Below are 14,440 nucleotides of genomic sequence, written 5' to 3' on the forward strand. Positions count from 1 at the left end.
TCTTAGGCGATGCGGAAACCGTTATCGCGTTCTGCCGACTTAACCGTTTTATTCAACAAAACGGGGTCGCAGGACTGAATCCGATACAGCAAATCGCCAGGCTGTACGCGGCTGCCTGTTGGCTGGACGATATCAACTCCAGCGAGCTTGTCGAAGGGAGCGCCGGCCATACGTGCTAGCCCCGAGATGACGAACCCATCTATCTGACGCACGGTTCCTGCCTGTGTCGCATAAACAGGATGCTTGAGGATGCCAGACAGATCGGGCCAGTCGTGCGAGCCTTGGGCCTGGATGATGTTTTCCATGGCCTCGCGCGCTGCGCCTGAAACTAACAATCTCTGTGCGACTTCGGCCCCTTTTTCCACTGTTCCAACGGCGGGATCCATCGCCAGGATCTGGCTGGCGAAGAAGAGTGATTTTTCTAAGAGATCGCTTGGAGCGTCCGGGTGTTGCTCTAGCACCTGGAGCACATCCCGAACTTCAAGAGAAGGACCGATGCCGCGCCCAATGGGCGATTCACCGCTTGTGGCGAAGGCTTTGACAACAAGACCCAACTCGCGACCTACCATTTCAAAGAGCTGGCCTAAGGCGAGCCCGTCCTCTTTTGATTTGACCTTTCCCGCTTCAGCATACGGGATGTCAATCACAACATGAGTCGCACCTGCGGAGTATTTCTTTGAGAGTATCGAGGCGACGGACCACTTGCGCGTATCGAGTCCAAGCGGACGGGTGATGGCATTCATCGCGTCATCTAGGACGGAGTGATTAAGCTTCCCGTTCCAAGCAATACATGCATTCGCTTTCGCTACGCATTGTTTAAGCTCCTCAGGTGTCAGATCGACTTTAGCGATAACTTCCATTGCGTCTGCGGTGCCAGCTGCTGAAGTAATGGCGCGCGACGATGTCTTGGGAATCATTAAGCCATGTGCGGCGACAATGGGAATCACAACCATCGTCACGCGGCTGCCTGGTAGCCCACCTAAAGAGTGTTTGTCGACCACCATGGGACGACCCCAGTCAATACGAGGCAGAATCTTTGTGCGTGCTTTTGCAATCGCAATCATTTCCTCGTCTGACAGCTCTACCGTGCAAGCAATCAGGAAGGCTTGTAACTCTGCCTCTTGAGTCTTAGCCGACAGGATCGTCTCGATCGCAGTCTGATACTCAGCAGGTGTTAAGGCGCGTCCGGCAATTTTCTTGAACAGAATGCGCGAGGAGGGCGGCGCGCTGTCCGTTTCTGTCAGGAGACAAGCTAGTAATCTGATCGTGCCGATCGCAAGCGATTGATCATTGACGACTTTGAGTAGTGGTGTTCCCGCTGGATAAGGCTCAACAGACCGACTCAACCGCTTGGCAATATCATCGGCAGACTCTCGTCCACGGGCGTTCAGTCTTGTTTGTAGAACGTGTGCAGGTGCGTTGATTTCGATGACAACTAAGTTAGGCACCAGTTGGCTTAGCGCCTTGATCATGCCGCGCGAGCCATTCGCAATCACATGCTGCCCAGACCTGAGTGCATCGAGTAGCTCGATCGGTAGCCCGTAGTGCAAACCATGTGCCTGCCAGGAAATCAAAAATTTCCCAGCCGCATTGAGTCTCTGGAAATCGGCTTCAGTGCAAGCAGTATGCACTTCCCCAGGCGATCCCTCCGGGCGCGTGATCGTGCGCTTGGCAAAGATAAAGCGTGACGGGTCGAGCGACGGTCGAACACCATCGAGCAGGCTGTCTTTGCCTGCTCCGCTGGGGCCAACAACAAAAAAGAAGCTACCTGCGGCCATGCTCTCGCGTTACTCGTCGAGCCCGATATCGACCGCTGGAGCCGCTTGTGTAATCTTGCTGGTCGAAATGTAATCGACACCTGTCATGGCGATTGCGTGGATGGTGTCGATACGGATGCCGCCGGAGGCTTCTATTTTGGCGCGCCCATTTACTAACTTGACAGCCTTTGCCATTTCATCAACGGACATGTTGTCCAGCATGATGACATCGACCTGTGCATCAAGCGACTCTTGCACTTGTTCAATGCGATCACACTCAACTTCGATTTTTGTGAGGACTGGGAGTCTCTCGCGCACGCGCTCGACGGCCTTTTTGATATTGCCGGCGATGGCGATGTGGTTATCTTTGAGCATCACACCGTTGTCGAGGCCGAGTCGGTGATTTAAGCCACCACCGCAGGTCACGGCGTGCTTTTCTAACATGCGCAACCCTGGTGTGGTTTTGCGGGTGTCGATTAGCTTGGCTTTGGTGCCAGCCATGGCGGCGCAGTAGCGTGCTGTCTCTGTGGCAATCCCGCACAGCAGTTGAAGAATGTTGAGGGCAGGGCGCTCTGCTGTCACGATGCTTCGGGCTGGACCCGAAATCGTCATGATGCGCTTGCCCTTTTCTACGCGCTCACCATCTTTAACCAGTTTGGTGATGGTCAAGCGCGAGTCGTATCGGGTGAAAATGCGGGCAGCCACATCAATTCCGGCGATATGCATGGGTTCGCGGGCATTCATGTGAAAGGTGCTGATCGCGTCTTCGTCGATCATGAGTTGAGCGGTGAGGTCGCAGGAGCCAATATCTTCGGTCAGCCAAAGATCAATGAGGCGCTCAATCTGGAAATGATCGTACATGAGGATACCTTTATAAAAGCGGAAATTTTTATGTAGTGTTCACTACATCAATTCCTCATGCTAATGCAGTTTTTTCATCCTTGCAACAGTTTTTTAGGTGGGGGAATCGCTTGCCAAAGAGCATTCGCAGCTGCCGACTTAATCTCAAGTTGGCGGTACAACCTGACTTCTAACTCGATATCCCAGGAAGAGTCCGCCGCATGCACGAGACGTCCCGAGTGCAGTTCGTCTTCGATCAGCCCTGTCGGCAGCCAAGCGAGTCCGCGCTTCTCGAGGACCATCGTCTTGAGAACTGTTGCCAAATCCGCAGTAAATACGGTGTCGACCGAGCATTTCGCTAGTGCTCCTTCTTTGATGGCTCTGAAAATTCTGCCAAGACCGGATCCCGCGCTGTAGGAAAGGAGTGGCACCGGCACGCCGGTAGTAAGTCCCAAGCTGAACAACGGTTTGGCATTCTTAGCGCTTGGGGCGGATACCGGAATCAAGGCTTCAGTACCAATTACGATTGAGGGAAAGCTCAAGGTGTCGAGGGTTGAAGGGACAAGGGCATGCGCATGAGTCAGTAAAAACTGCGTCTTGCCCTGTTGCATTAGGGATTCGCAACGTTGAAAGACGTCCGACACTAACTCAATTCCCCCAACTGCAATGCGAGACTCCATCGTCCGAAGCCATTTCGGCAGAAAGGTGAAGGACAGGGCGTGCGTGGAAGCGAACCTTAGGGTGTTCGAGTGCGCTTGCGAAAGCGCTTGTGCTTGCTCGGGTAACTGGTCAAGATCATCTAGGACGCGTTGAGCCACACTCACGAACCACTGGCCGACTGGGGTTAACCCTAGTGGTTGATGCGTTCGGTCGAAAAGCTCGACACCGAGCCATTCCTCTAGGGCGCGAATGCGCCGGCTGAAGGCAGGCTGCGTCATATGCCGCTCTTCGGCGGCTCGGGAAAAATTGCCCGACTTTGTTAGTGCCAAGAAATCTTCCAGCCAGGTTGGATTCATGGGCAGTGCTTTTTAAGCATAGAAGTCAAAGTAAATAGCATTGGAAATGCAAACCTTATTCAAGCAAAGTATGGCTGGTACATATTAACGGGCTAATTTCGCCGTCAACGACTAGGGAGCTACACGTGCCGACCATCAGTAACTATAAAGGAATCATTCCTGCTATTGCGTGTCCGTTTACCGCCGATCATAGAATCGACGAGCCGGGCTTGCGTAAGCTGGCGTCTTGGTTGTCGACGCAGCCCGGTGTTGTTGCGGTGATGACGAACGGCCACACCGGGGAAGTGTTTTCGTTAACCCCAGACGAGCGTGCCCAGGTCACCCAGATTGTTGCCAGTGAGATTGCGCATCGCACCCCTGTGGTTTCGTCGATCGTATGTGAAGGCTTAAGGGACGCTCGTGTGCACGCAGAGATGGCTAAAAAAGCGGGTGCGACAGCTTTAGATGTCATGCCGCCGCACCATTGGTTGCGGTTCGGATTCCGTCCGAGCCATGTCAGAGAGTATTTTGATGCGATTGCAGAGTCTGGGCTCGATTTGATCGCACATGTCTATCCTGCTTGGACTCGCGCCTCTTATTCGACCGCAACAATGGCTGAGCTAGCGAAGTTGCCTTACCTTCAGGCATTTAAAGTTGGTCAGCGAGATATGAATAAGTACGCCGCTGATGTGAAGGCCGTGCGCGATGCGGATCCAACAAAAGCCATTCTTACCTGTCACGACGAATATCTGCTCGCATCGATGGTGCAGGGTGTCGATGGCGCCCTGGTCGGCTTCGCGACATTTATTCCGGGTTTGATTAATGATTTGTGGCAGGCCGTACAAGCGGGTGATTTGAAAAAAGCGATGCAAATTCAGGCAGTGATCACTCCATTAAAAGATGCCGTGTACGGGGGCGGAGAGCCCACTGGCGAGGCGCATGCACGGATGAAAATGGGAATGTATTTGGCAGGCGTCATTGATGCGCCGACCGTGCGTCCTCCAACCGAGATGCCGAGCGACGCTGAGACTAACCAATTACGCGCAGCGGTAGCGAATGCAGGCTTGCTGAAACGCTAAGGCAAGCAGAATACTTAACAAACGGAGACAGACATGAAATTAGAAAAATCACTAAAAATGATTCTCGCAGCATCAGTGGCGTTACTTTGCGCCACAGCGGGTGCGCAAAACTATCCAACAAAATCGGTAAACGTCATTATTCCTTTCCCTCCAGGAGGGACACTTGATATCGTGGGCCGCATGCTGGCACAAAAGCTCAGTGAACAAACGGGACAGACCTTTGTTGTCGAGAACCGCGCAGGCGGGGGAGGTACGATCGGCGCGAACGCTGTGGCGAAAGCACCTGCGGACGGTTACACATTACTGTTCAGTGCGTCCACCTTCACAATTGCACCAATGCTAGTGACTGGAATCCCTTACAACATTGAAAAAGATTTCATTCCGGTATCTCTGGTCGCAAAAGCGCCGCTTGCGGTAGCGATTGGTAACCACGTCCCTGCAAACAACATTAAAGAGTTGATTGCCTATGGGAATGCGAATCCAGGAAAGCTATCATTTGCCATTGGTTCGTCGGGCTCTGCGGGGCATCTATCGACAGAATTGTTAAAAAAGGCTGGTAAATTTACCGCGGTCACGATTCCTTATAAAGGCTCGTCACCGGCCTACACCGACTTAGTAGGTGGACGTATTGACGGCTTCATCGATCCAATTTTGGGTTCCCAGCCGTTCGCCAAAGCCGGCAAACTAAAAGTCATTGCAGTCACGTCAAAAGATCGGCTCAGCAGCATGCCTAATATTCCAGCAGTTTCGGAGTCTGTTCCGGGGTATGAGTTCTACAGTTGGTATGGACTGTGGGCGCCAGCCGGTACGCCAGCTGCCGTTGTTAACAAGTTGAGCGCTGAGTCCTTAGCAGCACTAAAGGGTGACATGGCTAAGAAGCTTGTTGAGCAAGGATTGATTGTCGATCCGGGTACGGCCGCTGATTTTGCCAAGTTTCAAAAGGCTGATATGACTATGTCGCAAACCATTATTAAAGAGGCCAATATACGTGCGCAGTAAATTCAGTGCGCTAGTGACTGGAACAAGTTCTGGGTTGGGTTGTGCGATTGCCCAGGACTTGTTGGCCGAAGGCTGGATGGTGCATGGTCTGGACGTATTGCCCGCTACGATCAGTCATGAACGCTTTGTGTCGCATGCTGTGGACCTGCGTGATGCCCTGGCGGCGCAGGAGGTTGCTGCCGCTTGCGCCTCGATTGGTGTGTTTGTGCACGCAGCTGGGTTGCTGCGCGTCGCTCGGCTTGGGAGCTTAGCCCCAGAGGATCTCGAGGTCATGTGGCAGGTGCATGTTGCTGCAGCGAGCGCAATTGGAAATCAATTAATTCCTCGGATGGTAGAGCAGCAGTTTGGAAGAGTGGTGTTGATCGGCAGTCGCGTTTCGGCAGGAATTGCCGGACGCAGTCACTACGCAGCCACAAAATCCGCATTGAATGCTTTAGCGCGCAGTTGGGCTTCCGAGGTGGTGCGCGCGGGGGTGACTGTGAATGTTGTCTCACCCGCCGCAACGAATACTGGAATGGTGAAACAGACAGGTCGCAGCGCATCGCCGCCTGTATTGCCACCGATAGGGCGGTTGATCGAACCGCAAGAAATTTCATCACTTGTTCGCTATCTGATCGGCCCTAATGCTGCTGCCATCACCGGTCAAAATATACAAATTTGCGGCGGCTCTTCACTTACTTGAACTTTAAAGCATCGTTATGAAAATTGTAGAAATCCGCGAGTCCACACGTCCAATTAAATCTGATATTCGTAATGCGTATATCGATTTTTCTAAAATGACTCTCAGTCTTGTCGCCGTGGTGACTGACGTGATCCGGGACGGCAAACCAGTGGTTGGTTATGGTTTTAATTCCAATGGACGTTACGGCCAAGGCGCCTTAATGCGTGAGCGTTTTATTCCACGCGCACTCGAGGCTAAGCCCGACACCTTGCTCGACGATCGTGGCGTGTTGTGCCCCCATAAAGTGTGGGAAACCATGATGCGTAACGAGAAGCCTGGTGGGCATGGCGAGCGCTCGGTCGCGATTGGCACAATTGATATGGCAGTATGGGACGCGGTGGCCAAGATTGAAGAGAAGCCTTTACATCAGATGCTGGCCGAACGCTACGGGAACGGCAAGGCTGACCCTAAGGTTTTTGTATACGCCGCCGGCGGCTACTACTACCCGGGTAAAGATTTAGATGGGCTGAAGTCTGAAATGTTGAGCTACCTCGACCGTGGTTATTCGGTCGTCAAGATGAAAATCGGTGGTGCGTCCTTGGCTGAAGACTGTACGCGTATTGAGTCTGTTCTGAAGTTGCTCGGTCCAGGCCAACGTTTGGCTGTAGATGCGAATGGTCGCTTCGATTTAAAGACTGCGATTGCCTACGCAAAGGCTTTGTCACCGTACAACCTGTTCTGGTACGAAGAGGCGGGCGATCCTCTCGACTACACGTTGCAGGCCGAGCTCGCAAACCACTATCAGAATCCGATGGCTACAGGCGAGAATTTATTTTCCATGCAAGATGCGCGCAACCTGATTCGCCATGGCGGCATGCGTAAAGATCGGGACTGGCTGCAATTTGATTGTGCGCTAAGCTATGGGCTAGTTGAATATCTGCGTACCCTAGAAATGCTCAAGGAGTATGGTTGGTCTGCGACCCGCTGTATTCCACACGGCGGACATCAGATGTCTTTAGCGATCGCTGCGGGCTTAGGTCTGGGCGGCAACGAGTCTTACCCTGATTTGTTCCAGCCTTATGGCGGCTTTCCTGATGGTGTAAAAGTGCAGAACGGTTATGTAACCTTGCCGTCTCTAGTCGGGATTGGCTTTGAGGGCAAGGCAGACTTGTATGCGGAAATGAGTGCTTTATCTCGTTAGTATTCTTACAAAAAAAATGGAGAAAAAATGGTCCGACTTGCTGATTTACTAGAGATCGAACGTGCCCACCACTTGGAACGTTTGCACGTGATGCCTGAGATGGGTGCACCCACGCTTGTCGCAGGGGTGTCTCTTTCTAAACGACGCGTCGCGATCGTGACGACTGCAGGTATGCATGTACGTAGCGATATTCCTTTCAACACGACGGGGTCTGGAACGGACTATCGCGTGATTCCTGGTGATGTCGCTTCTGCCGATCTCGTGATGAGCCACGTGTCCGTCAATTTTGATCGTTCGGGTTTTCAGTCAGATGCAAACGTTGTGTTTCCGCTTGAGCGCTTGAAAGAGCTTGCGGAACAAAAATATATTGGGTCTGTCGCGCGTTTCCATTACTCCTTTATGGGGGCGATCTGGCCTATCACTAAGTATGAGGCGAAAGCGCGCGAGCTTGCTGCTTTGCTTAGAGCGGACGGCGTCGATGCGGTAGTGCTTTCTCCGGTTTGACCGCTATGTACGTGCGCCGTGAGCGCCGTCGGCCGTTATCTCGAAGAGCAGGGCATACCTACCGTTCAAATCAGTCTTATTAGGGAGCACACCGCCGCCCTCAAAGCGCCGCGAGCCTTGTGGGTGCCTTTCATGCTGGGCCGGCCCTTCGGTGCGCCGAAGGAGCCCGAGTTTCAGGCTCGCGTATTGAGAGAGGCACTCGCGCTACTCCCCCGCTTGGATGGTCCGGTTTTGGAGGACTTTCCTGAGGATGCACCGCCGGATCGCCTTGGCGTGGAGGATCATCAACTGGTCTGCCCGGTGAGTTTCCCTGGTCCAATACCAGATGGGTCGGTGGCGCAGCGCTTGTCGTCCGAAGTGGCGCAGCTAGCTGCGTGGCACGAGTTAAGCGTACTTGCAAGAGGACGAACAACCCTCGGCGTGACAGGTGCCACGCCGGCGGAGCTCGCAACTTTCATTGCCTCTTGGCTCGGTGAGCGTCCAGAGGGCGTTCTGAAGGATCCGACGATGGCCCCTGCTGTTGCGTTGAAATTTGCAACCGACGAGTTGAAGTCGTTCTATTACGAAGCCAAGGCAATGCAGCCGGGCGGGCATACTTCAGACTCTATTTTGCGTTGGTTTTGGTTGGAAACCTGCGCAGGCGAGGCTTTTCTAGCTTTGCGCAAGAGGTTGGGTCAGGAGGCAGATCCGTCGTTTAAGGGACTGGCTACGTTGAGTATGGTGCCCAGAGTGGTGTTGGCTATGGTGCAAGAATAAACCGGCTGGCCCGACGTTATCTCTACCTAGGGCCGCGCGGTTGATTTCAAGATCGACGAGTGAATGTCCTGCTAAGGCGTTTTTTGACAGAGTTTGTGAGGTTCAAAAGCGCCTTCGCCCTTAAAATCAAGCAGTTATATAAAGGTGTTGCGAGCCCTGCGGGGCAAGTAATCCTTTATTTGTTCTGACTGATTTTCTGATTGGGCGTATGCAAAACTTAGTGTCTAACAAGATTGCGACGCTGCCTTTATCTGGCGCGCAACGCAACATCTGGTTTCACCAGCAAATCGATACGGCGAGCGCCGCATACAACCTGAGTTTCAGAACTCGGATCTTGGGTGATCTGAACCCTGAACGATTGGAAAGATCGCTACAGTATGTTGTGGACCGCCTTGACAGTCTGCGTGTACGTTACTTCGTAGAAAATGAAGAACCCTTTCAGGAAATACTGCCCCCCTATCGGGTAGCGCTGACCCATTGGGATGTTCGCCATGAGGCGAATGCGCAGGAGGCAGCCATCAGGCTTCTTGACGCGCAGACCCTGATGCCTTTTGCGTTTGAAAAGGGCCGCTGTAATCGCTTCGGTTTGGTACGCGTGTCGGACGGGGATTGGCTTTGGCAGTGGGCGACGCATCATTCGACATTGGACGGCGCTGGCTGTGAGGTATTCATACAGGCGTTGAATCTTGCCTACAAGAATGATGAGGCGTTGACGGGTACAGGAGATGCGGCCGCGTTGTGCGAGCAATCGACACGTCTTTGGCTGCAGGCGGTTCAAGCGGATCAAGCGTATCGCCATAGCGAAGCTTGGCAGAGCGACAAAAAATATTGGGAAGACAAGCTGGTCACGGTGACGTCACCCACGACGTTGTCTGCAACAGAGCCTGCTGCAGTAGACATACAGGTTCCACGACGAGTCAGTCGTCCACTCAGTCGGCACGACTTCAATCAGTTGGCCGCCTTCGGTCGTATCAACGGAAAAAGTGTTTATGCTGCTCTCGCAGCAGGATGCCTTGCCTATCTTTACCGTGTCAAACAGCAGACTGAGTTGTGTATTGGCGTTCCGACATCACGCAGAACAAGAGAGACTCGCTTGGCGGGTGGGATGTTGGCGAATCAACTTCCCCTGCGTATAGCGATTGACGCAGAGTCAACGCCAGCGGCAATCGTTCAAGCGGTTGCGACAGAGTTGGCTGAAGTGATGGCGCACGGACACTATCCGAATGGCGAAATTCAACATTTACGCCGGCTGTCGCGTCAGCCCGATGCATTCAACGTCATTATCAATCTTGCCAGTTTCAATTATGTGGCAGATTTTGGTCTGCCCAAGACACCGTATTACGTTGTGGGCACAGCTCCGGTTTCGGACATGACCTTGCACGTATGGGATCGGCGCGACGACGATGTGGTCGACTTTTCATTTGAGTACAACAAAGAGCTCTACACAGACCACGAGGCGACCACTCATTTAGAAGCTTTACTGCGATTCTTAAAGGCGTTTGTTACAAATAGTAGTGAACCTATTGTAATCGTTCCGATGATGGACGCGACACAACGCGCGCGGGTGCTGGCCAACTCTTGTGGTGAGGAGGTCGATCGAGCGGAGCGTCCGTTAACAATGCCGGTTTTGTTCGACAGACAGGTTAAGAAAGATCCTTCCGCGATTGCTTTACGTTTAGCCGATCAGGTGGTGACTTATCGGGAGCTCGACCAGAAATCGAATCAGGTCGCGCGCCTCTTGATTGATCGTGGTGTCGGTCCAGAGCAAGTTGTTGCTGTGTTGTTGAACCGTTCGGTCGACTTGATCGTGGCAATGCTGGCAGTGCTGAAGACCGGCGCTGCGTATTTGCCATTAGATCCTGAGTACCCATTGGCGCGCTTGGCATTTATGTTGGAAAACAGCAAGGCGTCACAGCTATTAACGCGCGTCGACTCCTTTCAAGACTTTTTGTCCCGAAGTGATTTGTCTGTAGTGCCGCTTGTTGACTTTAGCTCGTCGACACAGCAAGACATTATGCGTGTTCTCAGTGCTGAGCCGATCACGGACTCGATCCGTGTTAGTCCACTTTTGCCGGATCACCTTGCGTATCTCATTTATACGTCGGGTTCGACCGGGTTACCGAAGGGGGCTGGCAATATCCATCGTAGCGTTGCAAATCGTCTGGACTGGATGCAGCACGTTATGCAGTTAGATGCGTCTGATCGCGTATTGCAAAAAACAAGCATAGGTTTTGATGTAGCGGTTTGGGAGTGGTTTCTGCCAATCATGACTGGCGCATCGCTCGTGATCACGAAGTCTGATGGTCATCGCGATCCTACCTATCTTAGAGAAACGATCGCGAAGCAGCAGGTAACGGTTTTACATTTTGTTCCGTCGATGTTGGCCGTCTTCGTCGAGCAGCTTGAAGCGGGCGAGTGCCAGTCGATTCGGCAAATCGTAACAAGCGGCGAGGCACTTGGCGGAGTATTGCAAAGTCAAACTTTAGCGAAGCTTAGTCGCACGAAGCTTTGGAATTTGTATGGGCCGACGGAAGCATCCATTGATGTGTCGGTGTGGCAATGCCGTGAATTGGACGGCACGCGCACCCCGCCCATTGGCCATCCTATTTGGAATACAGAACTTTACATTTTGGACGCTGCGCTAGAGCCCGTTCCTGATGGCAGTGTCGGTGAGCTTTACATTGCTGGTGTGGGGCTTGCCCGCGGCTATCTTGGTCGTTCGGCCTTGACTGCGGAACGCTTTATTGCGTGCCCCTTTGCCACTGACGATCGTCGTGGCTCACGTATGTACCGAACCGGTGATCTGGCCTATCGCCGAGATGATGGTGCGATTGAGTATTTGGGCCGAGCAGACCAGCAAGTCAAAATTCGAGGCTATCGAATCGAAACCGGAGAAATTGAAGCCTCCCTGTTGACAGGATTTCCTGATTGCTTGAGCCAAACGGCGGTTGTGCCGATCAAGATAGGCACAGAGTCGCATCTTATTGCTTACCTTGTGCCACACCCTGGAATGCTTGTTCCAGAGTCGGCTGTGCTACGCGCCACGTTGCTCGAAACCCTGCCAGAGTTCATGGTGCCATCGGCATTTATGTCGCTCGATGCGTTGCCTTTGACACCAAACGGCAAACTTGATCGTAAAGCGCTACCGAATCCTCAGTCTCTTTCGAGTGAAACACCTTATCGGGCAGCCCAGACCGATACCGAAATCATTTTATGCCGTTTGTTTGCTGAGTTAACGGGAGTGAGTTCGGTTGGATTAGATGATAGTTTCTTTTCCATTGGTGGTCACTCCCTCTTGGCAATGAGACTCATCTCTAGAGTTGCGAAAGAGCAGCATTGGCATATTTCTCTTCGAACGCTATTTACATCTCCCACGCCTTATGCGCTCGCTCAGCAGGTTGCGCGTCGTGTGGATGAAAATGTCGTCGCGTTGGTTTCAGGGTCAGGCCGCCTCGATGCAGAGCGTGTCGTTTTGTCGTTCGGTCAAAAACGTCTCTGGGCGTTAGATCGAGTTGAGGGATCCTCATCGACTTACAACATCCCTTCGGCGGTTCGTCTGCTTGGTCATTTAAATGTCGACGCACTAAAGAGCACGCTTTGGGATATTTTGTCACGCCATGTTCCCTTGCGAACGGTTTTAGTTGAAGGTGAGGATGGGCTTCCTGTTGGGCGAGTCCTGCAGTCTCCTGATGTTAATGCTTTGTTAAAGGTCGCTGACCTATCGATTTATCCAGAGCAAGGCCGAGAGGCTTCGGTGCAGAGCTTGATTCGTGAAGAGTATGACAAGCCTTTTGTATTAGACAAAGACTTTGCGATGCGCGCCAGTCTCATCAGAGTGTCCGATCTAGAGCATGTCTTGATGATTACCTTGCATCATCATGCTGGCGATGGTGTGTCACAGGCGGTTCTGTTTAAAGAGCTTGCGCAGGGATATCTTGCTCGCTGTGCTGGCAATCAGCCTGATTGGTCCGCATTACCCATTCAGTATTACGACTGGGCCGCTTGGCAGCAGGCGACGTTGGAGCAAAGTCTTGAGGCTAAGGTCGAACGAGCCAAGAGGCGTCTTGCTGACTTTCCAGAATGTTTGACATTGCCTCTGACCTATCCCCGTGATCCAAATCGTGCACGCCGCGCTGAGTATCTACCAGTCAAACTCGACACGCAGTCCGTACAAGGGCTAGAACAATTAGCAAAGCAAGAGCATACGACCCTATTTACTGTATTGCTTGCAGCCTATGGTGCAACCTTGGGTCGACTTTCGGGCCAAGATGATGTTGTGATTGGTGCTCCGGTTGCCGGGCGAATCCATGGCGACGCTGAGGCACTAATTGGTTTTATGGTCAATACATTGGCAATACCGCTGTCAATGGGTGATTGCTGTACCGGTAGACAGTTAATCGCGCGTGCGCGTTCGAGTGTCGAGGAAGCGCTGATTGATCAAGATGTTCCCTTTGACCGGTTGGTTGAGAGCCTTGGCGTAGCACGGTCACTCTCGCACACACCAGTCTTTCAAGCGATGTTTGCCTTTGAAAATGAGCAGCCCAAGCCGCCGTCATTACTTGGCCTCGAAGCAAAATTTGAGCCTGTGACGCTGTCGCGTGCCAAGTTCGATCTCATTTTGGCGTTGTGCCCGAATGCGAGTGGCGAGCTCGTTGGAACGTTTGAGTACGACGCAGATTTATTTTCTAAGTCGAGTGTCGAGATTTGGTGCGAAGCATTTGAGCAGCTTTTGCATGGGTTGATATCTTCCGTCGAAGTGCCAGTCAAGACGCTCGCGCTGGTAGACGGTGTTGCACGTAAAGAGCTGTTAAAGGATGCACAAGGGCCAGAAGTCTTGTGGCACAAGGCGGGTGAAGAGACGTTGCCGGAGATGTTTGCCGCACAAGTGCGTCGTAGCTCTGAGGCGCTTGCGCTATACGCGGACGGTCAGAAGCTGAGTTATGCAGAGCTTGATGCAAGGTCGAATAAGCTTGCGCGTCATTTGATCGCGTTGGGCGCTGGCCCCGATCAGGTCGTGGCGGTACTGTTGCATCGCACGGTGGAGCTGATGGTGACGCTGCTGGCGGTGATGAAGTCTGGCGCGGCGTACCTGCCTTTAGATCCAGAATACCCAGAGTCACGCCTGCAGTTTATGCTGAGCGACAGCGGAGCACAGATTCTGGTGAGCGCTGAGGCGAGCCGAGTCCAAGGCGTGGTATTGCCTGTAGAGGTACGGCTAGACGATCCGGAGGTTGCGCAGACGCTGCGAGGTATGAGCGATGCGCATGTGCTCGAGCACGAACGGCACGGAGCATTGCGTGCCCAGCACTTGGCGTATGTCATTTACACCTCCGGCTCGACTGGGCAGCCCAAAGGTGTTGGGGTGCTTCATGCGGGCCTAGTGCACCAATTACGCTGGATGCAGAAGCAGTATCCTTTTGGTGAAACCAATGTGATGTTGGCGCGTACGTCTTACGCCTTTGATGCTTCAGTGTGGGAGCTTTTTGTACCGCTCGTCTCTGGTGCGAGCGTTGTGTTGGCAGACAAAGAGACGCTGCTGGATATGGATGCGTTGAGCGAGCTGATGGTTGAGCGCGCAGTCACGGATTTACAGCTCGTGCCGTCTCTGTTTCCGATATTTAAAACCGCACTGTCGCGCGCTCGTCCCC

At 52.9% G+C, this 14,440-nt stretch carries 10 protein-coding genes; 7 read left to right on the top strand and 3 right to left on the bottom strand.

Going from position 1 to position 14,440, the window contains the following annotated elements:
* Window positions 1–2: 2 nt before the first annotated feature.
* The 3 genes from phnN to KZZ10_RS15385 form a co-directional block, all read right to left on the bottom strand.
* Window positions 3–1,778, bottom strand: coding sequence for a phosphonate metabolism protein/1,5-bisphosphokinase (PRPP-forming) PhnN (gene phnN, locus KZZ10_RS15375; RefSeq protein WP_259662421.1), 1,776 nt, complete (start codon window positions 1,776–1,778; stop codon window positions 3–5).
* Between the two features lie 9 nt (window positions 1,779–1,787).
* Entirely contained in the window at window positions 1,788–2,618 is an 831-nt protein-coding gene (gene nadC, locus KZZ10_RS15380; RefSeq protein WP_259662422.1) for a carboxylating nicotinate-nucleotide diphosphorylase, read from the bottom strand.
* Window positions 2,619–2,692: 74 nt separating this feature from the next.
* Window positions 2,693–3,613 carry a LysR family transcriptional regulator gene (locus KZZ10_RS15385; protein ID WP_259662423.1) on the bottom strand — a complete coding sequence of 307 codons (921 nt, stop codon included), beginning with the start codon at window positions 3,611–3,613 and terminating at the stop codon, window positions 2,693–2,695.
* 125 nt (window positions 3,614–3,738) lie between these two features.
* On the opposite strand from KZZ10_RS15385, the gene KZZ10_RS15390 reads away from it, so the two are divergent.
* The 7 genes from KZZ10_RS15390 to KZZ10_RS15420 all read left to right on the top strand — a co-directional run.
* Window positions 3,739–4,671 (top strand): dihydrodipicolinate synthase family protein, encoded by a 933-nt coding sequence (locus tag KZZ10_RS15390; RefSeq protein WP_259662424.1) that lies wholly within the window; start codon window positions 3,739–3,741, stop codon window positions 4,669–4,671.
* A gap of 33 nt (window positions 4,672–4,704) precedes the next feature.
* Complete coding sequence (locus KZZ10_RS15395; protein ID WP_259662425.1) at window positions 4,705–5,670, top strand: Bug family tripartite tricarboxylate transporter substrate binding protein; 966 nt, start codon at window positions 4,705–4,707, stop codon at window positions 5,668–5,670.
* Window positions 5,660–6,352: an SDR family NAD(P)-dependent oxidoreductase gene (locus tag KZZ10_RS15400; protein WP_259662426.1), complete on the top strand. Its 693-nt coding sequence runs from the start codon at window positions 5,660–5,662 to the stop codon at window positions 6,350–6,352. The genes KZZ10_RS15395 and KZZ10_RS15400 overlap by 11 nt, the downstream gene beginning before the upstream one ends.
* A gap of 16 nt (window positions 6,353–6,368) precedes the next feature.
* A complete protein-coding gene (locus tag KZZ10_RS15405) occupies window positions 6,369–7,532 on the top strand; it encodes a mandelate racemase/muconate lactonizing enzyme family protein (protein WP_311133564.1) in 1,164 nt (387 codons plus the stop codon).
* A 27-nt stretch (window positions 7,533–7,559) separates the two neighbouring features.
* On the top strand, window positions 7,560–8,036 hold the full coding sequence (locus KZZ10_RS15410; RefSeq protein ID WP_259662427.1) for a glycine/sarcosine/betaine reductase selenoprotein B family protein: 477 nt from the start codon (window positions 7,560–7,562) through the stop codon (window positions 8,034–8,036).
* Between the two features lie 18 nt (window positions 8,037–8,054).
* On the top strand, window positions 8,055–8,792 hold the full coding sequence (locus tag KZZ10_RS15415) for a hypothetical protein (protein ID WP_259662428.1): 738 nt from the start codon (window positions 8,055–8,057) through the stop codon (window positions 8,790–8,792).
* Window positions 8,793–9,012: 220 nt separating this feature from the next.
* A partial coding sequence (locus KZZ10_RS15420) for a non-ribosomal peptide synthetase (protein WP_259662429.1) occupies window positions 9,013–14,440 on the top strand: 5,428 nt, incomplete at its 3' end.

Source organism: Zwartia hollandica (genome assembly GCF_019923725.1).
Lineage (GTDB): Bacteria > Pseudomonadota > Gammaproteobacteria > Burkholderiales > Burkholderiaceae_B > Zwartia > Zwartia hollandica.